The organism is Sorangium sp. So ce204 (genome assembly GCF_051526795.1).
GTDB lineage: Bacteria > Myxococcota_A > Polyangia > Polyangiales > Polyangiaceae > Sorangium > Sorangium cellulosum_B.
Genome location: NZ_CP150317.1, coordinates 9090735 through 9116981 on the forward strand (window position 1 = coordinate 9090735; position 26247 = coordinate 9116981).

Annotated in this window: 20 protein-coding genes; 9 read left to right on the forward strand and 11 right to left on the reverse strand. The window is 73.3% G+C overall.

All coding sequences use genetic code 11. From position 1 onward, the window contains the following. The first annotated feature begins 60 nt into the window (after positions 1-60). The 3 genes from WMF22_RS33960 to WMF22_RS33970 all read left to right on the forward strand — a co-directional run bounded on the left by WMF22_RS33960 (position 61) and on the right by WMF22_RS33970 (position 4360). Positions 61-2016: a 2-hydroxyglutaryl-CoA dehydratase gene (locus tag WMF22_RS33960; protein ID WP_438032476.1), complete on the forward strand. Its 1956-nt coding sequence runs from the start codon at positions 61-63 to the stop codon at positions 2014-2016. 140 nt (positions 2017-2156) lie between these two features. Beyond that, positions 2157-3434, forward strand: coding sequence for an aminotransferase class I/II-fold pyridoxal phosphate-dependent enzyme (locus WMF22_RS33965; RefSeq protein WP_437294112.1), 1278 nt, complete (start codon positions 2157-2159; stop codon positions 3432-3434). A gap of 89 nt (positions 3435-3523) precedes the next feature. Beyond that, positions 3524-4360 (forward strand): SHOCT domain-containing protein, encoded by an 837-nt coding sequence (locus WMF22_RS33970; RefSeq protein WP_438032477.1) that lies wholly within the window; start codon positions 3524-3526, stop codon positions 4358-4360. An 84-nt stretch (positions 4361-4444) separates the two neighbouring features. Here WMF22_RS33970 and WMF22_RS33975 read toward each other — a convergent pair whose 3' ends face one another. From WMF22_RS33975 to WMF22_RS33990, 4 genes are all read right to left on the reverse strand, one after another. Further along, entirely contained in the window at positions 4445-4831 is a 387-nt protein-coding gene (locus WMF22_RS33975) for a VOC family protein (protein WP_437301647.1), read from the reverse strand. A gap of 240 nt (positions 4832-5071) precedes the next feature. Further along, the gene (locus WMF22_RS33980; protein ID WP_438032478.1) at positions 5072-5635 is read right to left on the reverse strand and encodes a TlpA family protein disulfide reductase; all 564 of its coding nucleotides are present in this window, start codon (positions 5633-5635) and stop codon (positions 5072-5074) included. Beyond that, positions 5632-6354 carry a hypothetical protein gene (locus tag WMF22_RS33985; RefSeq protein WP_437294115.1) on the reverse strand — a complete coding sequence of 241 codons (723 nt, stop codon included), beginning with the start codon at positions 6352-6354 and terminating at the stop codon, positions 5632-5634. Before WMF22_RS33985 ends, WMF22_RS33980 begins: the two co-directional genes overlap by 4 nt. A 7-nt stretch (positions 6355-6361) precedes the next feature. Next, positions 6362-6700 carry a hypothetical protein gene (locus tag WMF22_RS33990; RefSeq protein WP_438032479.1) on the reverse strand — a complete coding sequence of 113 codons (339 nt, stop codon included), beginning with the start codon at positions 6698-6700 and terminating at the stop codon, positions 6362-6364. A gap of 369 nt (positions 6701-7069) precedes the next feature. Here WMF22_RS33990 and WMF22_RS33995 point away from each other — a divergent pair, with 369 nt between their 5' ends. Beyond that, positions 7070-8770 (forward strand): hypothetical protein, encoded by a 1701-nt coding sequence (locus WMF22_RS33995; protein ID WP_438032480.1) that lies wholly within the window; start codon positions 7070-7072, stop codon positions 8768-8770. A gap of 80 nt (positions 8771-8850) precedes the next feature. On the opposite strand, the gene WMF22_RS34000 is transcribed toward WMF22_RS33995, so the two are convergent. The 6 genes from WMF22_RS34000 to WMF22_RS34025 form a co-directional block, all read right to left on the reverse strand. Next, a complete protein-coding gene (locus tag WMF22_RS34000) occupies positions 8851-10131 on the reverse strand; it encodes an aspartate kinase (RefSeq protein WP_438032481.1) in 1281 nt (426 codons plus the stop codon). Positions 10132-10270: 139 nt separating this feature from the next. After that, positions 10271-12814, reverse strand: coding sequence for a tetratricopeptide repeat protein (locus tag WMF22_RS34005; RefSeq protein ID WP_438032482.1), 2544 nt, complete (start codon positions 12812-12814; stop codon positions 10271-10273). A 78-nt stretch (positions 12815-12892) separates the two neighbouring features. Continuing rightward, positions 12893-13486, reverse strand: coding sequence for an MlaC/ttg2D family ABC transporter substrate-binding protein (locus tag WMF22_RS34010; RefSeq protein ID WP_438032483.1), 594 nt, complete (start codon positions 13484-13486; stop codon positions 12893-12895). Positions 13487-13863: 377 nt separating this feature from the next. Then, positions 13864-15327, reverse strand: a complete 1464-nt coding sequence (locus WMF22_RS34015) for a sensor histidine kinase (RefSeq protein ID WP_437294121.1) — start codon at positions 15325-15327, stop codon at positions 13864-13866. Further along, positions 15327-16544, reverse strand: coding sequence for a type II secretion system F family protein (locus WMF22_RS34020; RefSeq protein ID WP_437294122.1), 1218 nt, complete (start codon positions 16542-16544; stop codon positions 15327-15329). Before WMF22_RS34020 ends, WMF22_RS34015 begins: the two co-directional genes overlap by 1 nt. Before the next feature lie 851 nt (positions 16545-17395). Continuing rightward, positions 17396-18259 (reverse strand): protein-L-isoaspartate O-methyltransferase family protein, encoded by an 864-nt coding sequence (locus tag WMF22_RS34025; RefSeq protein WP_438032484.1) that lies wholly within the window; start codon positions 18257-18259, stop codon positions 17396-17398. Between the two features lie 152 nt (positions 18260-18411). Between WMF22_RS34025 and WMF22_RS34030 the strand changes: the two genes are divergently transcribed. From WMF22_RS34030 to WMF22_RS34040, 3 genes are all read left to right on the forward strand, one after another. Then, positions 18412-19554 (forward strand): serine hydrolase domain-containing protein, encoded by a 1143-nt coding sequence (locus tag WMF22_RS34030; protein ID WP_438032485.1) that lies wholly within the window; start codon positions 18412-18414, stop codon positions 19552-19554. Between the two features lie 74 nt (positions 19555-19628). Then, entirely contained in the window at positions 19629-21521 is a 1893-nt protein-coding gene (locus tag WMF22_RS34035) for an ABC1 kinase family protein (protein ID WP_438032486.1), read from the forward strand. 9 nt (positions 21522-21530) lie between these two features. Further along, positions 21531-22052, forward strand: a complete 522-nt coding sequence (locus WMF22_RS34040) for a hypothetical protein (protein ID WP_437294126.1) — start codon at positions 21531-21533, stop codon at positions 22050-22052. A 63-nt stretch (positions 22053-22115) separates the two neighbouring features. On the opposite strand, the gene WMF22_RS34045 is transcribed toward WMF22_RS34040, so the two are convergent. After that, positions 22116-24692, reverse strand: coding sequence for a protein kinase domain-containing protein (locus WMF22_RS34045; RefSeq protein ID WP_438032487.1), 2577 nt, complete (start codon positions 24690-24692; stop codon positions 22116-22118). 159 nt (positions 24693-24851) lie between these two features. On the opposite strand from WMF22_RS34045, the gene WMF22_RS34050 reads away from it, so the two are divergent. Next, positions 24852-25547 (forward strand): TIGR00266 family protein, encoded by a 696-nt coding sequence (locus WMF22_RS34050; RefSeq protein WP_438032488.1) that lies wholly within the window; start codon positions 24852-24854, stop codon positions 25545-25547. Between the two features lie 20 nt (positions 25548-25567). Beyond that, positions 25568-26236: a TIGR00266 family protein gene (locus WMF22_RS34055; RefSeq protein WP_438032489.1), complete on the forward strand. Its 669-nt coding sequence runs from the start codon at positions 25568-25570 to the stop codon at positions 26234-26236. Positions 26237-26247: the final 11 nt, after the last annotated feature.

Sequence of the window (26247 nt, forward strand, 5' to 3'; positions counted from 1 at the left end):
GGTCGAGGGGGGGACGGCGGGGCCGCCCCTTCCAGCATCCAAGCGAAGGGAAGCCACGCCATGCAACACACGAGCACGACGAGCACGACCACCACGCAGAAGACGCGCCTTCCTCTGGCGGGCGAGACGCGATCCATCAAGACCGACGTCGACATCGAGGCGGAGCTCAGGGCGTTCGAGGAGGCCGAGCGGGAGCGGCTCGGGCTCAAGGCCGAGCGGCGCCAGTGGGTCGACAACATGCTCAAGCCGAAGATGACGAAGAAGGAGCGCGAGAGCGTCACGCTCCTCATCAGCGGCCTCACCGCCGCGCAGGACTTCCTGTGCGAGGGCGCGCTGAAGGGCCTCGGCTACAACGTCCACTACTTCGGGATGAGCGACAACGCGGGGCTGCAGACGGGCAAGGAGTTCGGCAACCGCGGCCAGTGCAACCCGACGTACTTCACGGTCGGCGGCCTCGTGAAGTACCTCATCGACCTGCGCGACAAGCAGGGGATGTCCACCGAGGACATCATCAAGAACTACGTGTTCCTGACGGCGGGCGCGTGCGGGCCCTGTCGGTTCGGCATGTACGTGACCGAGTACAGGAAGGCGCTCCGCGACGCCGGCTTCGACGGCTTCCGGGTCATGCTCTTCCAGCAGACCGGCGGGCTCTCGCAGGCGACGGGCGACGACGTCGGGCTCGAGATGAACCCTGCGTTCTTCATCGCGATCATCAAGGCCATCGTCTGCGGCGACACGCTGAACGCGCTCGGCTACCGGATCCGGCCTTACGAGGTCGAGCCGGGCGCGACGAACCGCGCGATGGAGAGCGCGAAGCGCATCCTCTACAAGGCGCTTTACGAGCAGACGAACGTGTTCAAGGCGCTCTACGAGGCGCGCAAGGAGTTCGAGGGCGTCCGGGTGGACAAGCTCCGGCCCAAGGCGAAGACGTCGATCATCGGCGAGTTCTGGGCGATGACGACCGAGGGCGACGGCAACTACGCCCTGCAGAAGTTCCTCGAGAGCGAGGGCGGCGAGAACGACATCCAGCTCACGACGGCGTGGCTGCTCTACAACATCTGGGAGTGCGCCCGAGACACCCGCGAGCGGCGCGACCTGCGCGGCGCCGACGAGGGCAACTACGGCCTCGCCAGCCTGGACGAGTTCGGCGTGGCGAAGCGCCTCGCGACGATGCGCCTCGCCGAGGGCGCGCTGCGCGTCGGCTTCCAGGCGTTCGCGCTGCCGCTCGGCCTGCTCGACTACCACCTTCCGGACATGGAGCTCGTGGCGGAGGTGGCGAAGGACTACTACTCGAACGACCTCCGCGGCGGCGAGGGGCACATGGAGGTCGGCAAGCTCATCGTGAACGCCGTGAAGTCGAAGGCGCACGTGACGGTGAGCGTGAAGCCGTTCGGCTGCATGCCCTCGTCGGGCGTCTCCGACGGCGTCCAGTCGCTGATCACGTCGCGCTACCCCGGGACGATCTTCTGCGCGGTGGAGACGAGCGGCGACGGCGCGACGAACTTCTACTCGCGCATCCAGATGTACATGTTCAAGGCGCGCATCCTGGCCGAGCAGGAGCTCACCCGCGCCTACGAGGAGGCGGGCGTCACGGAGGCCGAGGTGCGCGCGTTCCTCGCGAGGAACCCGAAGTACGCGAGCCCGCTCCACCACGCGCCGCACCGCGTCGCCGGCTCGGCCGCCAACCTCGTCTACGAGGTGGCGCCGCTCATCAAGCAGACGGCCGCCGAGCGCGCCGCGGGCAAGGCCAGGGCGGCGGCGGGCGCGCTCCGCGACGCCGTGATGGCGGCCCCGGCCAAGGCGAAGGCGGCGAAGGATTTCCTCACGGACCCGGAGACGCTCGCCCGGGCGCGCGAGGACGTCGCGCTGCTCCGCGACATCGTCGGCGGCAAGGCCGCGGAGCGGTTCAGCCCGCTGGTCAAGCGCCTGGCCGGCAAGGCGTACTTCGAGAACAACCCCGAGGTTCGCCACGTGAGCCACGGGGCGAACAGCGTGGAGCCCATCGCCGCGGAGTGAGGCGGACGAGGCGGACGCCGCCGGGCGAGCTGCGCCCGGCGGCCCCCTCAGCCTCTCCGCGATCGGCGCGCCGCGCCGCCCCGCCCGCCGCGCCGTCCGGCCGCGACGCACGCGCGAAATTCTGCTAGATATCGCGCGCCATGACCGAACTGCGCTCGTTGTCTCCCGATGCTCTTGCCTCGCTCACCCGTGAGCTCGAGGCGCGTTTTGCTGCCTTTGAAGCCCGCGGCCTCAAGCTCGACATGACGCGCGGCAAGCCGTCGTCCGAGCAGCTCGATCTCGCGAACGGCATGCTCGCGCTGCCCGGCGCGGGCGACCTCATCGCCTCGGACGGCTCGGATACACGCAACTACGGCGGCCTCGACGGCCTGCCCGAGATGAAGGCCATCTTCGCCGAGATGCTCGAGGTCCCCTCGGAGCAGGTCATCGTCGGCGGGAACAGCAGCCTGACGATGATGCACGACGCGGTGGTCCGCGCGCTCATCCACGGCGTGCCCGACGGCAGCGGCCCCTGGGTGAAGCAGCCCAAGGTGAAGTTCCTGTGCCCGAGCCCCGGCTACGATCGCCACTTCGCGATCTGCGAGCACCACGGCATCGAGATGATCACGGTCGACCTGCGCGACGACGGCCCGGACATGGACCAGGTCGAGAAGCTCGTCGCCGAGGACGCGGCCATCAAGGGCATGTGGAGCGTGCCGAAGTACTCCAACCCCACGGGCACCACGTACGGCGCCGAGGTCGTGCGCCGGCTCGCGGCCATGAAGACGGCGGCCCCGGACTTCCGCCTCTTCTGGGACAACGCCTACGCGGTCCACGACCTCTACGCCGAGGGCGACAAGCTCGCGAACATCGTGCCGGCGTGCCAGTCCGCGGGCCACCCCAACCGGCCGATCGTCTTCGCCTCCACGTCGAAGATCTCGTTCGCCGGCAGCGGCGTCGCCGCCATGGCGTCGAGCCCCGCGAACGTGGCGGACGCGAAGAAGCACCTCGGCATCCAGACCATCGGTCCGGACAAGGTGAACCAGCTGCGGCACGTGCGCTTCTACAAGGATTACAAGGGCCTGCTGGGCCACATGCAGCGGCACGCCGAGCTCATGCGGCCCAAGTTCGAGGCGGTGACGACCACGTTCGAGCGCGAGCTCGGCGGCAAGGGCATCGCCACCTGGACCTCGCCGCGCGGCGGCTACTTCGTCAGCCTCGACACCCTCGACGGCTGTGCGAAAGAGGTGGTGCGCCTGGCCAACAAGGCGGGCGTGAAGCTGACCGGCGCCGGCGCGACGTACCCGTACGGCCGCGATCCTCGCGACCGCAACATCCGGGTCGCGCCCTCGATGCCGCCGCTGGAGCAGATCCGCGTCGCCATGGACGTCGTCGCTGTCTGTGTCCAGCTCGCGAGCGTCCGCAAGCTCGCTGGCTGATCGCCGTATCGCCGTCATCGTCGCTCGCTCGCATTGCGATCGACGCACCGCAGTGCAAGGGTGGGCGCTTCCTCCCGGAGCGCCTCACCATGCAGCAACTCACCCTCGAAGGTCAGCAGAGAGTTTCCGACCTGTCACAGCGCTATTTCGTCAGCACCGACGCGGTGATGACGCTGTTGCAGGCGCTCGTGAACGGCCATGGAACGATGGCGCAGTTCTACCACCCCGAGCTGGGCGGCGGCGGGCAGTGGATGCAGGGCGGCATGACCATGGTCGGGGACATGTTCAACAACGGCCTCAAGGCCAAGGTGGACGGCCTGTGCTCCGAGCTGTCCAGCCTGCTGGCCAGCCAGCCCTTCGTTCCAGCGCCCCCGAGTTATCCATCGCAGGGCGGTCAGCAGCAGCAGCAAGGTGGCAGTGGAGGGTTTGGGGGATCGCCGGTCAGCCTGTTCGTCCCGGGCTCGGGAGGGGGCTCGGGCAGCTGGTGGCCCGGGGAGCTCGGCGTGCCGAGCTCCAGCGGATCGCAGAACAACGTCCGATATGCCTACTTCCCCGGCGCGCGGCGCCTGGCCGTCGAGGTCAACGGGCGCGTCAGCGTCTATGACACGCTCGATCACCAGATCGGCGGCGTTTCGCAGCAGCAAGGGTCGGGGGCGTCCGTGACGTTCACCAGCCAGTACGGCGTGGTGAGCGTGCTGAGCTTGCCCATCATCTCCGGCGACCTCGCCGTGAAGCAGGCGCCGATCGCCCCGCCCGCTCCGGCGCAAGCGGCCGCTCCGGTGCAGGCGGACGCCCCCCGCCCTGCTCCGGCGCAGGAAGGGGATATCTTCGCCGCCATCGAGCGGCTCGCCGATCTCCGGCAAAAGGGGTTCATCACCGAGCAGGAGTTCGCTGCGAAGAAGACAGAGCTCCTCGGCAGGCTCTGAGCACGAGCAAAGGACGGTCGCCGAGGGCGAGGAGGGGCGGGCGGCGAGCGCCGGAGAGGAGCGCTCGCCATGCTCCGTCGACCGTCACCCGCCGTGACAGACCGCTTCGATGTTGTGCCCATCAGGATCACGCACGAACGCGCCGTAGTAGCCCGGGTGGTACTGCGGCCGTAGCCCCGGCGGACCGTTGTCGACGCCTCCAGCAGCGAGCGCGGCCCGGTAAAACGCGTCGACGTCGGCCCGCGTCTTCGCGACGAAGGCGACATGCAAGCCGCCCTGCAGCGGTGTTCCCGTGCCGATCCAGAAGTCGGGCTTCCCCTCAGGCCCGAGGCCGGCGTGGGTGCCCGCCTCTCCGGTCATCTCGGGCGTTATCTCCATCACGAGCCCGTAGCCAAGGGGGGCCAGGGCCGCCAGATAGAAGGCCTTGCTCCGCTCATAATCCGAGACTGGAAAACCGATGTGGTCGATCATCATGCGCGCCATCATCGCCCAGGCAGACCGCCCCAGCTGAAGAAAAAGGACTGCATCTCTCCTCCCGGCAAAGCGCACCACGCAACGCCGTGAACAGCATTCCAATAGGCCACACGGAATTGCCATCCTCAGCAGGAAGTCGGCAGCGCGCGCCACGGCCGCTCGGACGCCGCCCCCATGGTTCGTCCACACGCGATTTTCCGCCCGGCGCCGCGATCTCGACGGGCAGCGCTGCCTTGCCTACCGCGCGGGCCGCGCGCTCGCGCGCTCGAGGCCGCGGAGGACTTCCTCGAGCGCTTCCTGGGTGATGAGACCCACGTGCCGGAAGACCTCCCGGCCCCCTGCGTCGAGGACGACGACGCTCGGCACGTGGTGCAGCCCGGCGAAGGGCCCCTCTCCGGCGATCGTCGGGGCGTCCGCGAGCGCCACCGGGTACGGGAGCTTGAGCGCCGCGACGAAGGCCTCGACGAGCGGCCGGTTCTCGCTCGCCTCGAGGACAAGGAGCGCCGCGTTGATGCGCGGCGTGTGATCGCGGAACAGCCCCGCGAGGAACCGCGCCTCCGCCTGGGACGCCACATCGTAGGTCGCGACGAAGCCGATCACGCTGAACCTGCCCGAGAGCGACCCGGTCGAGAGCTCGCGGCCGTCGAGGGTCTCGTACGAGAAGCTCCGCACCGGGCCGGGCGCCGGCGCCGCCGCGGCGAGCGGCGGCCCCGCCGCCGGCTCCCGGACGGCGTCGCCGCCCCCGCCGCAGCCGATCGCGAGCAGCAGGAGCGGCGTGCACACCGGCGCGAGCGGCCTCATGGAAGCGGATCACCCTCCAGGTGGGCGTCGAAGAGATCGGCGCAGAGCTGCAGCGAGGGTGGGAGCTCGGCGCCCTTGCGCCGCTGCGCCAGGACGGCATGGCACAGCTCCTCGATGACCAGCTTGATCGGCGTGGCCTCGAGCTGCGCGCCGTCGAGCAGGATCCCCGGACCCGGGGCGTCCTCCGCGCGGACGATGGGATCGTGCCGCGCCCAGGCGATGCCATCCTCGGGGAGATAGCGACACCAGAGCACCCGCACGAAGCGCAGGTAGAGCGGCGTCACCAGCGCCACCACGCGATCGCCCCCCGCGGCGACGCCGCGCAGCGCGAAGCCGCCCGCCGGGCGCGGCGCATGCTCCCCCCCCTCGATCGCGACCTCGATCCGCTCGCGGCGCCCGGCGTCGCTCTCGACCGACAGGAGCGGCGCATAGATCGCCACCGCGGGCACCTGCAGCTTGGGCGCGTCTTCCGCGAGGACGTCGAGCCACGCCTCGCGCGCCTCGGGGCCGAGCTCCCCGTACACGTGCGCTGCGGCGATGGCCGCCTCGGCGTCGGTCGCGAGCGCGGCGAGCCACTCCCGCCAGGCGGCGAGGATGCGCGGATCGAGCAGCGCGCCCGACGACGCGGGCAGGCCCTGCGCCGCGCCGTCGGGCGCGGCGGCGTCCAGCGAGGGCTCCTGGACGAGATCGACCGAGCTCGGGTCGCGGCGCTCCGTCATGCCACCCTCAGCGCAGCGCGTCGCGGCGACGCGCCCCGACGTCGCGCTCCAGATCGCGCACGAGCTCGGCGAACTCGTCGCCCCGTCCGAGCGGCGCCGCGAGCGTCAGCTCTCCGCCGCGATCCGCGAACAGGAGCGCGACGCCGTCGCTCGCCTCGACGATGCTCTTCACGAACACGACGTCCGCTGGGTGGACCAGGACGTGCTGCACCAGCATCCCGGCGCTCGCATCCGCGATCGAGAGGGGGCCGCGCGCGGGCCCGAGCTGCTCCGCGGCGCCCGATGGCTGCCCGCCGGCCGGAGACGCGGACGCGACTCGCCTGGAATTGCTGTCGTTCCGGCCCATGGACGGCGGAGCTAAGCACCGCTCGCCGGAGGGATCCAGCGGGCACACCCGGCGGGGATGGCCAGCCCCCTCGCCGCGTCAAGAGGCCGCGTTCCTCCCTCGATCCGCGGGCCCCGCGGCGTTCTCTAGCCCGCCAAAGCGGCGCGAGATCGTCGGGCCGCTCACCTTCACCCTTCCTCCTTCGCACGGGCGGCTCGCCGGCGGCGTCGTCGGGAGGCGACGGGCCGCGGGCCCGAGCCAGACGAGAGCCGACGGGAGCCGACGAGAGCCACCGCCGCGAGCCGGGGCAGGCGGGCTCTGGGGCCCACGGAGCGCTCGGGGATCGCCGCGCGGGGCGAAAGCGCCGCGAGGGGCGCTACACTCCCGCCGATGTCAGCCTCACGAGCCTGCAGCGAGCGAATGGAGGAGCGCCGCGAGACGTGCCCGGCGCCGCAGCCGAAGACCGCCGTCGATGACGACGAGCGCGAGCACGACGAGAACGACGAGAACGACGGCAAGCTGATCGACCTGCCGCCGCTCGGGCACGACGAGGAAGAAGGGGGCGACGAGGGCTTCGACGACCTCCTGCAGACCCTCGACGACGCGGAGCAGGGGCTCGACGACGCGAACGCGAGCGACCTCGAGATCGGCGTCGAGCTCGCCGTGGACGACGGCGGGACCGGAGAGGACGAGCCCGCGGAAGAAGGCGTCGACGTCGGGGCGCTCCACGAGGGGATCGCGGAGGCCGACGCGAGCACGTGGCTGTCCGATGAGGCCGTCGAGCAGAGCGACGCCGAGCAGGACGATCTCGACGATCACGGCGGGCCGCACGGCGACGACGGCGGCGCGGAAGGGACGGGAGAGGACCCGGCGGACGACGTGGACGAGGGGGAGCTGCCGGCGCTCGACGCGGACCAGGACGGCGCGTACGAGGGCGAAGATCTGCTCGCAGAGCTGCCCGATCTGCCCGACGACCAGGCCCCCGTCTGGGACGCGCTGCCCTGGGTCGTCGTCGAGGACGCGGGCGCCGCCGTCCCGTGCAGCACGCTCGCGGTGGCCGGCGGCTACGTCGTCGCGGGCAGCGCCGGCGCAGAGCCCGGGCTGACGAGCGAGCCCGCCGCGCGATCGGGAGGCCGCCCGCGCCGCGCGGAGCGTGCGGGCGGCGAGCGCGGGGCCGTGCTCGTCGTCGACGCGGGGGCGCTCTCCGCGCGCCGCGCCGGCATCGACACGTCGGCTTCCTCGATCGCGCTGTCGGACAGCGCGATCCTCATCGCCACGCGCCGCGGCAACCTGCTGCTGAGCGACGACCGGGGGAAGAGCGCGAGCCCGCTCGGCGCGTGGGGCTCGGGCGGCGCGCCGGTGACGCTCGCGACGACGCCGGGGCGCCTGTGGGTGCTGGCCGGCAAGACGCTGTGGTCGCCCGCGGCCGGCGCGGTCGTCTCGCCGCCGGAGACCGCCTCCGCCGTGGCCGCGGGCTCGCCCCGCCGCGACGGCGCGCCGACGCCGTCGAAGGGCGCGCTCTCCCTGTCGCCCGGGCCCGCGCTGCGGGACGGCGTGCTCCGGATGAGCGCGAGCGAGGGGGTGATCGTCGCGCTCACGAGCGCGGCCGAAGGACCGCAGCTCGAGCGGCTCCGCGGCGACGACGAAGGCTCGCCGGTCGTGCCGCTGTCGGGGGCGGCGCGGCGCGCGGCCGAGGCCGACGACTGCAGGCTCGCAGCGGCGGCCGGCGGGCGCTCGATCGCGATCTCCGGCGCCGGGCTCCTCTGCGTGTCGCGCAACGGCGGCGAGACCTTCCGCGTGCTGGAGGGGCTCGCGGTGGTCGCCGCCCTCGCCTTCGCGGGCGACCACAAGGCGTCGCCGCTGCTCGCGCTCGTCGCGCGCGAGGGTGAGCGCCGGGCGCAGCTGGTCCACGTCCCGTCGAACGCCGCCCCGACGCTCGTCGCCGAGCTCGGTGCGACGCCCCCCGGCGCCCCCGACGAGGAGGCCGCGTCGATCGGACCGGCGGCGATCGCCTGGGACGCGTCGCGCGAGGTCGTGTGGGTCGCGTGCTGGGCGGGGCTCGTCGCGCTCACGCGACAGAGAAAGCACTGACGGTCGTCCTCCGCCGCGCGGGCGGCGCGCGAGCGCCGGCTCGCCGCGCTCGCACATCGCTCGCCTCGCGCGCGGCGCGCTCAGCCGCCGACGAACGACGCGTGCAGCAGGCGCTGCGCGGCCGCGACGTCCGCGGCGTCGACGAGGGCGCCGAGGCGCAGGGGGCCCGCGACCGTGAACCGAGGCGCGATGCCGGCGCGCGCGAGGACCTCCACGAAGCGCGCGAGCGGCTCCGCCGTCGCGGAGAGCCCGTCGCCGACGACGCTGACCGCCGCGAGCCCCTCGACGAGCTCGAGCGACGGCAGCAGCGCGGCGAGCTTTCGCCTGGCGCCCTGCCACTCGGGCACGTTGAGGAGCGGGATCACGAACGCGCCGCCGCCGTGACCGAAGGAGAGATCCCGGAAGCCCAGCCCGAGATCGCCCGCCGCGCGGACGACCTCGTCGAGCCGGAGCCCGCCGTCAGCCCGCGCGAGGACGACGTTGCCCTCGGCGACGATCGCGCGCGCCGCGAGCGCCGGAGGCGCCGAGCCCGGCGCGGACCGGCGCACCACCGTCTCCCGCGCGCCGGGGCCGGCGTCGAAGGTCGACCGCGCGTAGAGGGCCACGCCGGAGCGCCGCGCCCACTCGACCGCCTGGGCGCAGACGACCTTCGCGCCGCACTCGGCCATCTCCTGGAGGACCGCGCAGTCGAGCTCGGGCAGGTGGCGGGCGTCCGGGACGACCCGCGGGTCGGCCGAGTACACGCCGTCGACGTCGCTGTAGATCTCGCAGCGCTCGGCGCAGAGCGCCGCCGCGAGCGCCACGGCCGTTGTGTCGGAGCCCCCGCGGCCGAGCGTCGTGATCTCGCGGCGGTAGCTCATCCCCTGGTAGCCGGCGACGATCACGATGCGGCCGCGCGCGAGCTCGTCCTCGATGCGGAACGGGCGGACCTCGATGATGCGCGCGTCGAAGTGGCGATCGTTCGTGAGGATGCCGGACTGGGAGCCCGTGAACGAGATCGCCTCGAAGCCCCGGGCCTGGATGGCGATCGAGAGGAGCGCCATCGACACGCGCTCGCCGGTCGAGAGCAGCATGTCGAGCTCACGCCGGGGAGGATCCGCGGCCGCGCTCGCCGCCTGCCGGGCGAGCGCGAGCAGGCCGTCGGTGGTCTTGCCCATCGCGCTGACCACGACGACGACGTCGTTGCCGGCGCGCTTCGCGGCGACGACGCGCTCGGCGACCTTGCCGATCCTGTCGACGTCGGCGACCGATGAGCCGCCGTACTTCTGCACGATGATCGGACGGCCCGCCTTCGCGGGCGAGGCGCCCGGCTCGCACGGCGAGCCCTCCTGCTGGGCGCGGTTCGACGGCTGCTCGGCCATGCTGCACCTCCAAGCGCTGCGCGCGCTGCGCAAGAGCTCGGGCTATCACGGGCGCGGCGCGTGGGCCAAGCGCGCGGCTCGCTGCTCGGGCGCAGACCGCTCGGGCGCAGACCGCGCGGGCGCGCTCAGGCGGGCGCGCTCAGGCGGGCTCGCTCTGGAGCAGCATCTCGTAGAGCTCCGCCTCGGAGTCGCGCCCCTCGGCCCGCGCCCGAGCGGCGAGCCGCGCGAGCACGTCGCGCCGCCGCGGCGCGACCTCCAGGCGGACGGCGTCGTCCCCCTCCTCCATCCGCGCCGAGAGCAGGGCGAGGAGATCGAGGTCGCGACCGAGCCGCTCGAGCACATCGGCGAGCGCCATCGCCACCCCCTGGTCGGCGGGATCGGCGCGGAGCCGATCGGCCAGCCGCTCGGCCAGGAGCTCGTCGTCGACGCCGAACGCGCGGGCCAACGGCACCTGCCCCTCCGCCAGCGTGACGCTGCTGGGGATGGGCGCCGTGAGGTCGGTCGACGTGTCGGATCCATCGAGCGTGGGCATCTCGTCGATGGTCCCGGGGTCGATCGGCGCGGCCCTGGGCGGGGCGGCCGGCGCGCGGGGGACAGGGGGAGGCTTGATCGGCGCCGGGGCGATCACCACGGGCTCGGGCGGGATCGTGCGCCGGCGCGGGGCCGCGACGTGGACCTCGATCCGCTGCTCGGCCGCGCGGGGCCGCTGGACCGGGCCGGGCGGCGCCGCCGGGACAGGCGCGACAGGCGGCGCGATCTCGCCCGAGACGCGGCGGAACGCGGCGTTGATGCCCGGATCGCGCGGCCGGAGGCGCAGCGCGAGGCCCAGCTGTCGCTGCGCCGCGAGGAGATCCCCCCGGGATCGCTCCTCGATCTCGGCGGCCTCGGCGAGCAGGGCCGCGACGGCGGCGGCGCCGTCGCCGAACGGCGCTCCCCTCGCGCGAGCGGGGCCCGCGTCGTCCGCGCGGCCCTGGAGGGCGAGCTCCACCGCGTCCCGCAGCCGCCCGAGCGCGACCGACGCTCCCCCGAGATCGCCGAGCCCGGCGCACCAGCGGCCCTCGAGCAGCCGCGCCTCCAGCGCCTCCGGCGCGCCGGGCGGGACGCTCCGCACGCGCGCGATCGCCGCCGGGAGATCCCCCGCGATCTCCGCGAGGCCGCGGCCGAGCTCCAGATCGAGCGCGCACGCGGGCGCGCCGCTGCGCGCGGCGAGGGCGCGCGCCCGGGCGAGGAGGTCGAGCGCGCGCCTCCCCTCCCCCGCCGCCCGCAGCGAGCGCCCGAGGCCCGCGACAACGTCGGGGCTCTCCGGCGCGTAGCGGAGCGCCCGCTCGAAGAGCACCCGCGCGTCGGCGACGTCGCCCCGCGCGAGGAACGCCTCCGCGGCCCTGCGAGACACGGCGTGGCGCGCCTCGGCGCCGCGCGCGGAGGCCTCGAGGTGCTCGGCGTCCGCGAGCGCGCCGCGCACGTCGGCGACGTCGAGCCGCGCGTGGAATCGCGCCCACCGCAGCGCCTCGATCCCGGGCGCGCGCGCCACGCCGAGGTTCAGCGCGTCGAGGCGCACGTCGACGGCGTCCGCGAGCGCCGCCGCGCGCAGCCACGCGAGCGCGGCGAGCGGGCCGTAAGGCTCCGCGTGCGCGGCCCGCGCGAGCGCGGAGAACGCGCCGTCGTAATCGCCGACCGCCTCGAGGAGCGCGCCGCCGAGGAGGCCGGCGTCCACGGCGGGCATGGCGTCGACGACGGTCGAGAGCGCCCCCTCTGCGCGCTCGCCGATCACGAGGTCGAGCCAGGCGAGGCGCGAGGAGATCTCGGGGTGCCGCGGGGCGCGCTCCAGCGCGGCGAGGTAGGCGCGCCGCGCCTCGTCGAGCCCGCCCGCGGACGCGAGCTCGTCGGCGGCGCCCGCGAGCTCGGCCGCCTCGAGCGCCCGGAGCGCGCGGTCGCCCAGCGCGGGGGGCGCCGCGCCGAGCGCGCCCTCGGCGCGGAAGCGGCCCGCCTCCGCGGTGACCACGGCCCACTGCACCCCCTCCACCGCGGGCGCCCTCGCGCCCGCCGCGGGCAGGAGCAGGCGGACGATCCGCTCGACCGCGGCGTCCAGAACGATCGCGCCCTCGACGAGGCGCCCGTGCGCGCCCGCCATCATCGAGAGCGCCTGCAGCGCGAGCGCGTGCGGCGGGGCGGCGAGGCCGATGCCGCGGGCGCGCTCCGGCAGGAGCCTGAGCGCGCGCTCCCCCGGGGCCACGGCGACGTCGAACGCGAGCGCCGTCTCGCCGGATCGCAGCGCGACCAGCGCGCCGTCCTCGATGGGCGCGATGAGGAGCTGCGGCGCGCCGTCGCCGAGGAGGCCGCGGAGCCGCGGCGCGGCCCAGCCGGCGAGCTCGGTCCCCTGCGCCTCGACGGAGAGCCGGGCGAGCTGGCCACGCCGGTGCCGGAAGCGCGCCACGCCGCCGGAGAGGTCGACGGGGAACCGGATCCCGGCGAGCCGCACCACGAGCTCGGTGACGCGGAGCGGCCCGAGCGCGAACGGCTCCCCGAGCTCGATGGCGAGCGCGCCCTTGCTGACGGCGAGCCGGAGGACAGGGCGGTCGTCGGGCGGGCGCGGGGCCGCGCCGCCGCCGGGCGCGAGCGCGCGGATCGACGGCGCAAGGCCCAGCGCGCGCGCCGGCCGGCCGCGCCTCTGTCCAGCAGCCATACCCGCCAAGGGTATCAACCCGGCGGCATTTCAGGCGAGTTCACGGCGATCGCGCCGGACGAGGCGCGGCGGGGCGGGTCAGATCTCGCCCTTGGCGAGCTTGTCCTTCATTTTCTGGATGAGCGCCGGGAACCCATCCTTCTTGATGATCTTCGTGAACTGCGCGCGGTAGCTCCCCACCAGGCTGACGCCCTCGGTGACGATGTCCTTCACGAGCCAGGCGCCCCCCTTCTGGGAGAGCTTGAAGGCGATCTCGACCGGCTCCTCGCGCGCGTCCTTCCTGGAGACGGCCTTGGTCTTGACCGTCATGACGCCGCCGCTGTCGGTCTCGCTGAGGTACTCGACGTTGAAGTCGAGCGTCTTCTTCAGGTTGCGCTCGTAGGCCCTGCGCACGAGCTGCTTGAGGAGCTCGCTGAACTGCTGCTTCTCGGCGTCGGTCCGCGCGGCCCACTCGCTGCCCAGCGAGGCCTCCGCCAGCGCCGCGTAATCGAGCATCTCGTCGAAGACCGCGCCCACCTTCTTCTGGTTCTCGACCCCCCCCTTCTTCAGGAGGTCGAACAGGGCCGTCTGCTTGGCCTTGACGACGTCCGTCGCCGGCCCGGCGCTGGCGAGGCCCACCGGGCCGAGCGTGAGCGCGAGCAGCGAGAACGTCGCCGCGAAGAGATGGTTCATCCTGCGTGTCACGTATGGTTCTCCTTCTGTGCCTGCGGGCAGCGAGCGCGCCTCGGGAGGCTTCTACTGCTCACCCTGTCCATCCGCAAACGGCATGGCAAACGGCCTGCCAGGTCGGACGCAGGGCCCGGTGGCCCGGCGACGTCGCATCCCTGCTCTCCATGAACACCGCGAGAAGAGACAGCAATCCGACTGCGCTGGCCCGCTCCCCAGGGGCAGACGACGGCCTCCGCGGCCTATTCACGCGCGGCGGCGGGCTCGGCCGCGATCTCTCGGCTGGGCGCCGGGAGAAGCTCGTGCGCGGCGCACCGGGGCGTGAACGGAGCGCCACGCGTCCGATGTGACGAGGCATCGACCGCGGCCGCGCGGGCTCCGCGTCAGCCCGCCGGGCGCGATCGCGGGGAGAGCTCCGCGGCGACGGCGAGGCGCTCCGCGCCGCAGGGCTCCGGCGGCCGGTCCGGGACCCTCACCCGGAACGCGGTCCCCTCGCCCTCGCGGCTGTCCACCTCGATCGCGAAGCCGTGATCGTCGAGGATCCGCTTCACCACGGCCAGGCCGATGCCCATGCCGTGCGTGCGGGTCGTGAAGAACGCGTCGAAGAGGCGATCGCGGGCGCCCGCGGGGATGCCTCGCCCCTGGTCGCGGATCTCCAGGAGCCAGGCGCTCGGGTCGCGCCAGAGGCGCACGGTCACGACGGCGCCCGCGGAGCTCGCCTGGATCGCGTTCCGCACGAGGTTCCAGACGACCTGGCGCATCTGGGCCGCGTCGGCGGTCACCGGCGCGGACGGCGGCCCCTCGAAGCGCACCTCGACGTCGCCACCGCGGCCCGAGCGCCCCGCGAGCACGACGACGTCGCGGGCCGTCGCCGAGAGGTCCACGCCCTCGAGCGTGGGCACCCGCGGGCGCGACAGATCGAGCATGTCGCCGACGAGGTCGTTCAGGCGCGCGGTCTCGCGCTCGATGATCTCGCAGAGCTTGCGGTCCTCGTCGGAGAGCGTGCCGCCCGTGCGGAGGAGCTCGATGGATCCCGCGATCGAGCCGAGCGGGTTCCTGATCTCGTGGGCCAGCCCCGCGGCGAGGCGGCCCAGCGCCGCGAGCCGCTCGGCCTGCTCCGCCCGCGCGGTGGCCTGCACGAGCCGGCCGCCCGTCGCGCGCAGCCGCTCCGCCAGGTAGCTCGCGAGCAGCGTGACCACCAGGATCGCGAGCAGGTTGACGAACATGGGGTACCGCAGCTCGCCCCAGTGCGTCGCGTACGCACCGGCCGGCTGATCCGGCGGCACCCCGAGGAGGTGCAGCCCGAGCGCCGCGCACAGGACGAGGTACGCCGCCGCCCCCGACGCCGCGGCGACGATGGCGCCGGGGAGCCCGAGGAGGATCGCCCCCGTGAGGCAGGTGAGGCCGTAGAGCGACGTCGCGCCGCTCGAGGCCCCGCCGGTGATGTACACGAGCGCGGTCCAGGTGATCTGATCGGTCACGAGCTGCGCCCGCGCGATCGCCCGGAGGGCGCGGTTCATGCGCAGGAACACGGCGTAGATGCCGGAGACGCCGTACGCGGCGGCGACCGTGACCAGCGCGACGTTGCTGGAGAAGCTCCCGGGGGTGAAGCCGCCGAGGTACACCGCCGCGGTCACGACGAGGAAGACGGTGAGCACCGCGAGGCGCAGCGCGATGAGCCAGGTGAGCCGGCTCGCGAGCGGCGCCTCGGCGCCGCCGGGGGCGCCGGACGGGAGCAGCATCGCCGGCGTCGAGGCGCGGGCGTCGCGCGGCGGCGCGGCCCCGGCGTGCTCTCGCGGCGCCCCGGCCTCGCCGCCGGGGCTCGCCGGGGAGGCCGCGGTCGACATCACTCCGCCTTGATCTTGCCGGCGAGATCGAAGATCGGCAGGTACATCGAGATGAGCACGATGCCCACCATGCCGCCGACGATGACCATGAGGAGCGGCTCGAGCAGCGACGTCAGCGCGGCGACGGCGACGTCGACCTCCTCTTCATAGAAGTCGGCGATCTTGTTGAGCATCGTGTCGAGGGCGCCGGTCTGCTCGCCGACGGCGACCATCTGCACGACCATGCCGGGGAAGACGTTCATCTCGCCGAGCGGCTCGGCCATGTTCTTCCCTTCGGAGATCTTCTGGCGGGAGTACATGAGGCCCTCCTCCACGACGACGTTGCCGGCCGTCTTCGCGACGATGTCGAGCGCGTCGAGGATCGGCACGCCGGAGCCGAGCAGCGTGCCGAGCGTGCGCGAGAACCGCGCGACGGCGATCTTCTGCATGACCGGGCCGATGATGGGGAGCCTGAGGATGAGGCGGTGCACCATCCGCTTGCCGGACGGCGAGCGGTAGAAGTAGGTCGCGCCGAAGGCCGCTGCCGCGGTCAGGACGACGATGAGCGGGAGGTAGGTGACGAACGCCTTCGAGACGGCGATGACGATCTTCGTGAGCTGCGGGAGCGCGTCCTTGGCGCCGAACTCCGCGAACATCGTCTCGAAGGACGGGATGACGAACGACATCAGCACGACCATGACGACGACCATGATCACGATGACGGCGATCGGGTACGCGAGCGCGCCCCGCACCTGGCGCGCGAGCTTCACGCGCTTCTCGATGTAGATGGCGAGCCGGTTCAGGATGCTGTCGAGGATGCCGCCCACCTCGCCGGCCTGGACGAGGTTGACGAACAGGTCGTCGAAGATCTTCGGGTGGCGCCGGAGCGCGTCGCTGAACGTGGCGCCCTGCTCGACCGTGTTCTTGATGTCCTTCAGCGCCGCCTGGAAGACCTTGTTCGGCTCCTGGTTCGACAGGATCTCGAGGCACTGGACCAGCGGGAGGCCCGCGTCGATCATCGTCGCGAACTGGCGGATGAACTTGACGAGGTCCTTCGGCTCGACGCCCGAGCCGAAGCTCAGGTTGAAGCTGAGCTGAGCCCCCTTCTTCTTGACGCGGGTGGGGTTGAGCTGCTGAGCGCGGAGGCGGTTCTGCACCGCCGCCTCGTTCTCGGCCTCCATGGTGCCCTTCCGGATCTCTCCGGTGCGGCCGCGCGCCTCCCAAACGAACTCCGCCATAGTGCTCCCGGTCTTCTCCCTGATCCACGACGGGCCTAGCCGACGCGCAGGGGCGGCCCCGCCTTGGGGAGGCCAGGATAAAGTTCCAGGCGGTCCAGGGTCAAAGACGGTGGCGCGTTCTCTGATCCGGCAGGGGGGGCGGTGGGGGGCGGTGCGTGCGACGGGACGGGGAAGGAAGAGAGGGAGGGAGAGGGCGCCACGCCGAACAGCACGCGCCGGCGGGGGTCTCCGCGCGGCGGGGGCGGGCGGGCGCTCGGCCATCCGCCAAGACCGGAGCAGGAGAGCTTACGCTGAGAACACCACCCGGCATGTCTCCCTTCGGGCCATGCCACCTGGAACGTTTCGTCGCGCGCCACACAAGGCGCGCCTGAGACGCCGCGCCCCCTGACACCGGATGGTACCTCGGTCGGTGCTCGCCGCGCCCACCCGCCCCCGCCGCGCGGAGACCCCCGCCGGCGCTCACCTCGATCCAGCCCAACAGCTCCTATCCGATCCAGAGGCCCTGGATCACGGGCACGGCTCACCACAGCGCGCACACGGGAACGATGGGCGGATCACCTGGACGGAATGGTGGGACATCAGGACAGGAGCGTGTGCCATCTGGACAGGAGCATGCGCCATCTGGACAGGAACATGTGCCATCTGGACAGGAGCGTGTGCCATCTGGACAGCGTGGGGGGACATCTGGACACGATGGGTGTGTCACATCGGCATGGCACAGGTTCATCCGACGAAGCGGGTCGCCGGGCACGGGATCGTGCGATGGCTCCGGTTGTCCAGAGAACGGGGCGTCTGGTCCGGATGGGTCAACACCGGACGGCGAAGGCGTCGGTGCGTGGCCGCTGCGAGAGCTAGCTGTGCCCGCGCTCCGCCACGTAGCGGACCGCGCCGTGCACCTCGCGGAGGAGCGCGCCCTGCCGGCGCTCGACTCGCACGAGCTCCTGGTGGCCCTCCCACGCGCCGACCGGCGCGACAAGGACGCCCCCGTCGCTGAGCTGCGCCTCGAGCGCCGTGGGAGGCTCGGTCAACGCGTACGTCACCGCGACCTTCCAGGGTCGCTCCGACGGCGATGTCCGCTCGCCCGCGAGCACGCGCTCGGCGAGCGAGCGCCCGTCGCCGCACAGCAGCGTGACGCCCGCGCCCTCGTCGGACGGGCCGGCGGCGCTGGCCGCGAGCGCATCGTCGCCCTCCCGGCGATCGGGCCGCGCGCCGAGCAGCCGCACCGCGCGCGCGTGCAGCACGGGGTCGATCTCGATCGAAGCCACGTGCCCTGTCGGGCCGACGATGCGCCGCGCAAGCGCCGCCCCGTATCCGGTGCCCGTGCCGAGCTCGAGCAGGCGATCGCCCGGACCGAGATCGAGCAGGCTGTACGTGAGCAGGTACGCGTGCGGCGCGCTCACGGTCGCGTGCCCCGCGCGGTCGAGCGGCAACGGCGTGTCGTCCGCCGACGCGGCGAGATCCTCCGGCAGGACGAAGCGCTCGCGCGGCACGAGCAGGATCGCGTCCAGGTAGTGGGCAAGAAACTCGAAGCGGCGCGCGAGCTCGGCCACGAGCGGCGCCCGCGCGACGCGGCCAGCCTCGGCGAGCTCGACGTCGCACGCAATGGCCGCGTCGAGCCACTCGGGGACCGGCTCCCAGCGATCGGGCCGGCGATCGTCGTACCTCGCCGCAAGCGCGGCGAGCGGCGCGACGGCGGCGCGTGTTTCAGTGCCCACGGGAGAAGCCACGGGGAGATCCTGAAGCAGGACCGCCGGTGCGGCTCGATCTTTCAGGGAACGCGTCGCGATTGTCCACGCGTCGCCCGGCTCATCCCGCCCGCCGCCAGAGCTCGTTTGACACGGGCGCCCAGCCCTCCTCATCCTCGGCCATGACCCCCGTCGATCTCACGCCGATCGCAGCGCTCGCGATCGAAGCGCACCGCGCCGCGCCATGCGCGTGCGTCGCCGCAGCCGTGCGCACGCGAGACAACGTCCGGTACGGAGCGGGCGCCGCTGGACGCCTGTGGCTGGAAGACAGCCCGCCGGCGGGCGCCCGCGGCGCGACGCCGGCCGCGGCGACGGGCGACGCGACCTTCGATCTGGCGTCGGTGACGAAGCCGTTCACCGCGCTCGCGTTCGCCAGGCTCGCCCGCGCCGGCAAGGTGAGGTTCGACGAGCCGCTCGGGCAGGTGCTGCCGGAGCTCGCCGGCACGCGGTCGGCGCGCGTGCCGCTCGAGCTGCTCGCCGCCCACCGCGCCGGGCTCGAGGCGCACCGCCCGCTCCATCCGCCCGGCGACGACGCGCCGATCGATCCCCTCGGCGCGCTGCTCGAGTGCGCGAACGGGCGCCGCGCGGAGTGCGAGGGAGATCCGCCCGCCAGCGGGTTCCCGCCGGTGTACAGCGACCTCGGGTACCTGCTGCTCGGCGCCGCCGTCGCGCGGCGCGGCGAGGCCGAGCTCGACGAGGTCGTCGCGCGGGAGGTGACAGGGCCGCTCGGGCTCGCTGTCGCGCCGGTCCGCGCGCTCCGGCGGCGCGATCCGCGGTTCGATGAGCGCGTCGTCCCCACCGAGGACGTCGCGTTCCGCGGGGGCGTGATCCGCGGCGCGGTGCACGACGACAACGCCTGGACGATCGCGCGCGACGGGATGGCCGGGCACGCGGGCCTCTTCGGCGACGCCATGTCCGTGGCGCGGCTCGGGGTCGCGCTGCTCGAGGCGCTCGCGGGCGAGCGGCCAGAGTGGCTCTCGCGCGACGAGGTGGAGCGGCTGATCACGCCGCGCCCGGGCGGGTCGCTGCGCGCCGGGTTCGACGGCAGGAGCGGCGAGAGGCCGAGCTCCGGCGCGCGCTTCGGACCGCAGACCTTCGGCCACCTCGGCTTCACCGGGACGAGCCTCTGGATCGATCCGGAAGCGGAGCTCGTCGGCGTGCTGCTCACGAACCGCGTCCACCCGACGCGCACCTCCGACGCGATCCGTCGCGCGCGGCCCGCCGTCTATGACGCGATCGCGGAGGCCATGGCGCAGGCGCGATGACGCGAGGGCGGATGGCGCGCCGCATCGCTCCCGCGTTTTCGCGGGCCGGCGCGGAGCGATGCTAGGCTGCCGCGGTGTCACACGGCGCCGTCCCCGAAGAGCTGGGCCCGTCCTCCGGGCTGGTTCGCTCGCCCGCAGAGCCGCCGCGCGCGGACGGCGCGCCGCGCGCCGGCGTGGTCCAGCGCGAGCACGAGGGCGCGCGCGACGCGGACGGCGCGCCGAGGCCTCTCGACGCGGGCCACGCCCCGCCGCCCGGATCCGCGAGGGCGCCGCGGCGCGCGCAGACCCCCGCCGCGAGGCAGAGCTCGCTGCGCCAGAACGCCGCGCAGAGCGGCCGCTTCATCCGCGCGTACCTGACGACGTTCACCGTCCTCGCGAGCTACCTCTGGTTCTTCTTCCTCCGCCGCCTCCTCGGAGAGACGTGGGCGAACAACCGCGTGGACGAGGTCCACGCGAGGAACGCCCGCCGCATCGAGCGCACGATCGTCGAGCTCCAGGGCCTCTTCATCAAGGTCGGCCAGATGCTCAGCATCATGGCGAACTTCCTCCCCGCGACCCTGCGCGCAGGGCTCGAGGGGCTCCAGGACCAGGTGCCGCCGCGCCCCTACGAGGAGATCGAGGCGCGCATCGCCGAGGAGCTCGGGCGCCCCATCGGCGAGGTCTTCGCCCGCTTCCACAGGGAGCCGCTCGCGAGCGCGTCGCTCGGCCAGGTGCACGAGGCGTGGCTCATGGACGGCACGCGCGTGGCCGTGAAGGTGCAGCACCGCGACATCGACGAGATCGTCCGCCTCGACCTGCGCACCATCCGCCGCATCATGGCGATCGTCGCGCAGTTCGTCCCCGTGCAGGGGCTCGACGCCTACTACCACCAGATCCGCTCGATGATCCTGGAGGAGCTCGACTTCGTGCGCGAGGCCAGGAACATCGTGCGCATCGCGGACAACTTCGCGAAGCAGCCGCAGGTCCGGTTCCCCCGGCCCATCGAGGCCTACTGCACGCGCCGGGTGATGACGACGACCTTCGTCGAGGGCATCAAGGTGGGCGACGTCGCGGCGCTCGACGCGCACGGCGTCGATCGCAAGGCGCTCGCCCGGCAGATCGTGCAGGTCTTCTGCCAGCAGATCTTCATCGACGGCGTCTACCACGCGGATCCGCACCCGGGGAACATGCTGGTCGGGCCGGACGGGGAGCTCGTCCTGCTCGACTTCGGCGCGGTCGCCGAGCTCTCCCAGGAGATGCGCGAGGGCATCCCCGAGTTCCTCGAGGCCGTGATCCGCCGCGACACCGAGGGGATCATCAAGGCCCTGCGCAAGATGCGCTTCTTCTCGCGGCGGGACGCCGTCGACGTCAGCGAGAAGGTCGTCGAGTTCTTCCACCAGCGCTTCCAGGACGAGGTGAAGCTCGAGTCGTTCAACCTGAAGGACATCAAGCTCGACCCGCAGAAGGGCATCGAGAGCCTGATCGACCTCCGGCGCATGAACATCGGGCTGAAGGAGCTCTCCGGCGCGTTCCACGTGCCGCGCGACTTCGTGCTGCTCGAGCGCACCCTCCTCCTCTTGACCGGCGTCTGCACGCAGCTCGATCCGGACCTGAACCCGATGGACGTCGTGCGCCCCTACCTGCAGGACTTCGTCCTCGGCAGCCGCGACTGGGCCCAGATCGCCCTCGAGGCGGCGAAGGACATGGGGATCAAGGCGCTGACGATCCCCGACGATCTGCGCAAGTACCTCACGCGCGCCAACCGCGGCGAGGCCGAGGTGAAGATCCGCGGCCTCGCCCAGGCCGCGTCGCTCGTCTATACGGGGGTGCGCCAGCTCATCTACGCGGCGCTCGCGATCGCCGCCGGCTTCGCAGGGCTAGAGCTGCACCTGGCTGGCCAGGCGGCGCTCGCGCGCTATTGCCTGTACGGCGCCGCTGCGGCCGGCGCGCTGCTCGCAGGGAGCCTCCTGTTCACGAACCGAGGGTGACGACACGCCATGAGCTCGATCGATCTTTCCCAGTACGAGGCCGACGTCGCGGCCGCCGAGGCCGAGGTGACGCGGATCAGGGAGGAGAACGCGGAGCTCGCCGAGACGTACCGCGGCGCTCCCGCGGAGGAAGCGCGCGAGATCCTCCGCCGCGGCGCGGCGTCGCTCGCCGCCGCGCGCGACCGCTGCGAGGCGGCGCGCGTCGCGCTGAAGCTCGCGCAGACGACCGGCTCGCCGCACGGGCTGCTCGCGAAGGACGGGGTCGTCGCGGGCTCGGTGGCCGTCGCCATCCCCGCCGGCTCGTCGAGCGGCGAGCGGGCCCGCCTCGTCGACGAGGCGCTCTCGGCCGAGCTCACCGGCGCCGCGCGCGACCTCGGCGTGGTGCTCGCCGCGCCCGCCGAGCGCTACACGCGGGAGCGCCCCGGGCGCGACGCGGAGGGGCGCACCATCCTCGACGTCTCCGGCCACGTGGAGGGCGACCTGCTGATGCCCGCCGTCTCCAAGGCGGCCAAGAACGCGCGCAGGAGCTGAGCGCCGCGCGCGAGGCGCTCGCATGCCGCGCGCGCTGAGATGCACGCCGCGACGCCGCGGCGCTCAGGCCCTGAACGCGGCGATGATCGCCGCGGCCCGCTCCTCGACGCGCGCGCGGAGCGGGGCGAAGCGCGCGTCCGCGCGCGCGCGGTCGAGCACCGTGCAGCGCTGCATCCAGAAGGCGTCGAAGAGCCCTGCGTCCACCGCGCCGGCGAGCACGCGGAAGAGCGCGTCGTCGTCGCCGAGGAAGGCGAGGATCTCGGCGTACATCTGGAAGAAGAGCGGGCGCAGGCGGCTGCCCGGCTCGGAGCTGTCCGCCTTCGCGCTCAAAAACGCCCGCTGCTCGTCCGAGAGCCGCGACGTCGCGAGCACGTCGCGGTAGATGCGCGCGTACTGGATCGGGATGGTCTCCGTCGCGAGCGGCAGATCGTCGATGGGGAACGCGGCGCCGCGCCACAGCCCGAAGCGGGCGCGCATCACCGCCTTGTGAAAGCGGCTCGACGGGTCCTCCGCCGGCAGGTCGAGCAGCACGCCGGCCGCCGGCCAGTCGCCGAGCAGCGCGCGGCCGCGCGCCAGCTCCCAGCGCGGGAACGGCTCGCTCGGATCGAGCACCAGCGCCGTGTCGAGCCGGAACATCGCCTCGTCGACGAGCCCCGCCTCGAGGAGGATGCGGCCGAGCAGCTCGTGCGCCTTCGCCAGGCTCGGCGCGCACTGGAGCGCCTTGCGCAGCGCCGGGACGGCGCCGACCGGATCACCCGCGCTGAAGCGGACCGTGGCGAGCGCCACCCACGGCTCGCCGAGCGCGGGGGCCAGCGCGATCGCCCGCTCGGCGGCCTGCTGCGCCTTCGCGAACTGCGCCGCGCCTTCGCCCCGCGCGCCCATCAGCCGCGCGAAGGCGATCGCGTAGCCGGACAGGATGCTCGGATCGTTCGGGGAGAACGAGAGCGCCTCCTCGAACAGCGCCACGGCCGGCGCGGCGTCCCCGTACCAGAGGCGCCGCATCTGGTGGCGCGCGCGCAGGTACAGGTCGATCGCGCGCGGGTCGCTCGGCGACTCGCGCTCGCGGCTGGCGGCGTCGACGGTGAGCGCCGCGGCGATCGCGCCCGCCGCGTCGTCGCTCACCGTGAGCAGCGCCTCGGGCGAGCTGTCGAACCGCTTCGCCCAGAGCTGGAACCCGTCCTCGACGCCGATGACGCGCACGGTGACGCGCACGCCGCCAGACGGCGCGCGCGACGCCGGCCGCGAGTACGGCGCGGGGGGCTGCGAGCGCGGCCCATCCGGCGCGTAGCCGCCGCCGCCGGTGCGGCGGATCGACCCCTCGACGACGACCTGCACGCCGAGCTCGCGGCCGACATCCCTGGGATCGCGGCCGTCGAGCCGCACCCGGGAGACCGCCGCGCGCGGCCGGACCTTGAGGCCGGCGGTCATCGACAGGGTGTCGGTGAGATCCTCGGTGAAGCCGTCGGCGAGGTACTCGTCGTCCGGCGCGCCGACGTTGCGGAACGGGAGCACGGCGACCGTCTTCAGCGACGACGTCGGCGTCGGCGCGGGCGTGGGCACGGGCGCGGGCGCCGCCAGCGTGGGCGAGTTGAGCCGCCGCTGCGGCGCCGTGATCGCCTCGCCGGACGACGCGGCGACCCGGGTCGGGTTCTGCTCGATCGGCTGCGGCGCCGTCGGCGCGGCCGTGGTGGAGGACGCGGCGATGGCGGACACGAGCGACTGCGCCGGCTGCGGGGCGATCGACACGCGCGAGCGCGCGAGCAGCAGCGCGCGGTGGGCCTCGGCCGCGCTGGCGTAGCGGTCCTCACGGCGGATCGCCATGCACCTCAGGACGACGTCCGCAACGGCGAGGGGCACGTCCGGACGGACGGAGCGCGGGTCGGGCGGCGGGGACTTGAGCCTGGACATGGCGGCCGCGATCGCGCCGGCGCCCGGCCACGCGCGCCGGTGGGTGAGGCACTCGAAGAGGATCATGCCGAGCGCGTAGATGTCGGTGCGGGCGTCGAGGTCGGGCTCGCCGGTCAGCTGCTCCGGCGACATGTACGCGGGGGAGCCGAGCACGAAGCCCTGCGACTCGCCGGCGCTCGGCCCGGACGAGGTGCGCGCGATGCCGAAATCGGTGATGACGACGCGCCCGTTTTTGTCGATGAGGACGTTCTCGGGCTTGAGGTCGCGGTGCACGATGCCCGCCGCGTGCGCGGCGCCGAGCCCGTCGCAGAGCGAGCAGCCGATGCCGATGGCCTGCTGCGACGGCATCGGGCCCGTCCGCGCGAGGACGCTGTGCAGCGACTCGCCCTCGACGCACTCCATCGTGAGGAACTTCTCGCCGTCGTGGTCGCCGAAGTCGAACGTCCGCGCCACGTTCCTGTGCGTGACGCGGCGCGCGAGCTTCACCTCTTGCCGGAAGCGCTCGAGCATGCCGGCGGAGTCAGCGAGATCACGGCGGAGCATCTTGAGGGCGACCACCTCGTCGAGCTCCACGTCGCGGACGCGGTACACGCTGCCCATGCCGCCGGTGCCGAGCAGGCCGAGGATCTCGTAGCGCCCGGCGATGCGCTGAGGCGCCGCGACGAAGCCAGACCCATGGCTCGGCTCGCTGCGGGGCGTCGGCTCGGAGGCCGTCAGTCGCCTGTCGCTCACCCGCTCAGTCTACCCACGCTGGAGGGGAGAAGTCAGCGCGAGCGAACCACCGGACAGAAAACATGAAATTCGCCGCGTCCTGCTCACCTCGACATACCTTCTTCCCGCTTCCGCTCCTGGCGTCGCTCCGTTATATGTACGCGCTCCGCGGGTGGACGAATGCAGCATCGCACCAAGCATGAGCCGTCGTCCTCTCTGCTGGAGGTGAGCCTCGATCCGGGCGAGGCGCTGCTCGCGGAGGCGGGCGCGATGGTCGCGCGGTCGCCGAGCCTGCGGACGGAGGTGCGGCTCAACGCGGGCCGCGGGGCCGGGCTGCTCGGGCGGCTCAAGGCGTTCTTCGTCGCGCTGCTCCGGAAGCTCGCGGGGGGCGAGACGTTCTTCGTGAACCGGATCGAGGCGCCGGAGGGCGGGTGGGTGTGGCTCGCCCCGCCGCTCAGCGGCGGCATCAAGCACGTCCGCCTCCAGGGAGAGACGGTGCTCTTCGGCGCGGGCTCGTACCTCGCGAGCGCGGGCGACGTCGACGTCAAGGTGCGCTGGGGTGGGCTGCGCGCCATCCTCGCGCGGGAGAGCGCCTTCTTCATCGAGGCCTCCGGCGTCGGGGATCTCTGGATCACGAGCTACGGGGCGATCGAGGAGCTCGCCTGCGACGGCTCGCTCGTCGTGGACAGCGGGCACCTCGTCGGGTTCGACGCGTCGCTCGCGCTCAAGATCAGGAGCCCTGGCGGCGGGCTCATGGGCCTCATGGTCTCTGGCGAAGGCGTTGTGTGCGAGCTCTCGGGCCGCGGCCGCGTGCTGATCCAGTCGCGCAGCGCCGGCGCGCTCGTGGGGTGGCTCGCGCCGCTGCTCCCGCCCTGAGGGAGCGGCGGAGACGTCCGATGCAGGTGAATCTCCTCTACCGTCCCTCCCAGGCCCTCGCGCAGTGCTGGCTCGACCCGGGCGAGCGCGTGTTCGCCGAGAGCGGCGCGCTCGTGGGCATGTCGACGAACGTGCGCGTGGAGACGCAGTCGGGCGGCCTCATGTCGGGCCTGAAGCGGATGCTGGCCGGAGAGTCGTTCTACAGGAACGCGTTCGCCGCGGAGGGCGGGCGCGGAGAGGTGCTGTTCGCGACACCGCTGTCCGGGGACATGGCCGTGCTGGAGGTGGGTGACCGGCAATGGTGCGTCCAGAGCAGCGCCTATGTCGCGTCCAGCCCCGATGTCGAGGTGAGGACGCGCTCGTCCGGCCTGCGCGGCTTCTTCTCGGGGGCGGGGCTCTTCGCGCTGGAGACGGCCGGGCAGGGGCGGATGATCATCGGCGCGTTCGGCGCGCTCGAGGAGCTCGAGGTGAGAGGCCACGTCGTCATCGACACGGGGCACATCGCAGCGTGGGAGTCGACGCTCGCCTGCCGGATCGGCAAGAACACGTCGACGTGGCTCGGCACGTGGCTCTCGGGCGAGGGCCTCGTCTGCCACGTCGAGGGGAACGGCAGCCTGTGGGTCCAGTCGCGCAACGCCGGCAGGTACGGCGCGGCGATCGGCGCGCGGCTCGCCCCGCGGCAGCCCTAGAGATCGGGGGG

What these genes read in the sequence shown, in the direction of transcription:
- WMF22_RS33960 (WP_438032476.1), top strand. Translation starts at nt 61, where the DNA reads ATGCAACACACGAGCACGACGAGCACGACCACCACGCAGAAGACGCGC.
- WMF22_RS34000 (WP_438032481.1), bottom strand. Translation starts at nt 10,131, where the DNA reads ATGGCCGAGCAGCCGTCGAACCGCGCCCAGCAGGAGGGCTCGCCGTGC.
- WMF22_RS34050 (WP_438032488.1), top strand. Translation starts at nt 24,852, where the DNA reads ATGCAGCATCGCACCAAGCATGAGCCGTCGTCCTCTCTGCTGGAGGTG.
- WMF22_RS34015 (WP_437294121.1), bottom strand. Translation starts at nt 15,327, where the DNA reads ATGTCGACCGCGGCCTCCCCGGCGAGCCCCGGCGGCGAGGCCGGGGCG.
- WMF22_RS34030 (WP_438032485.1), top strand. Translation starts at nt 18,412, where the DNA reads ATGACCCCCGTCGATCTCACGCCGATCGCAGCGCTCGCGATCGAAGCG.
- WMF22_RS34040 (WP_437294126.1), top strand. Translation starts at nt 21,531, where the DNA reads ATGAGCTCGATCGATCTTTCCCAGTACGAGGCCGACGTCGCGGCCGCC.
- WMF22_RS33975 (WP_437301647.1), bottom strand. Translation starts at nt 4,831, where the DNA reads ATGATCGACCACATCGGTTTTCCAGTCTCGGATTATGAGCGGAGCAAG.
- WMF22_RS34010 (WP_438032483.1), bottom strand. Translation starts at nt 13,486, where the DNA reads ATGAACCATCTCTTCGCGGCGACGTTCTCGCTGCTCGCGCTCACGCTC.
- WMF22_RS33995 (WP_438032480.1), top strand. Translation starts at nt 7,070, where the DNA reads ATGTCAGCCTCACGAGCCTGCAGCGAGCGAATGGAGGAGCGCCGCGAG.
- WMF22_RS33990 (WP_438032479.1), bottom strand. Translation starts at nt 6,700, where the DNA reads ATGGGCCGGAACGACAGCAATTCCAGGCGAGTCGCGTCCGCGTCTCCG.
- WMF22_RS33970 (WP_438032477.1), top strand. Translation starts at nt 3,524, where the DNA reads ATGCAGCAACTCACCCTCGAAGGTCAGCAGAGAGTTTCCGACCTGTCA.
- WMF22_RS33980 (WP_438032478.1), bottom strand. Translation starts at nt 5,635, where the DNA reads ATGAGGCCGCTCGCGCCGGTGTGCACGCCGCTCCTGCTGCTCGCGATC.
- WMF22_RS33965 (WP_437294112.1), top strand. Translation starts at nt 2,157, where the DNA reads ATGACCGAACTGCGCTCGTTGTCTCCCGATGCTCTTGCCTCGCTCACC.
- WMF22_RS34005 (WP_438032482.1), bottom strand. Translation starts at nt 12,814, where the DNA reads ATGGCTGCTGGACAGAGGCGCGGCCGGCCGGCGCGCGCGCTGGGCCTT.
- WMF22_RS34020 (WP_437294122.1), bottom strand. Translation starts at nt 16,544, where the DNA reads ATGGCGGAGTTCGTTTGGGAGGCGCGCGGCCGCACCGGAGAGATCCGG.
- WMF22_RS33985 (WP_437294115.1), bottom strand. Translation starts at nt 6,354, where the DNA reads ATGACGGAGCGCCGCGACCCGAGCTCGGTCGATCTCGTCCAGGAGCCC.
- WMF22_RS34055 (WP_438032489.1), top strand. Translation starts at nt 25,568, where the DNA reads ATGCAGGTGAATCTCCTCTACCGTCCCTCCCAGGCCCTCGCGCAGTGC.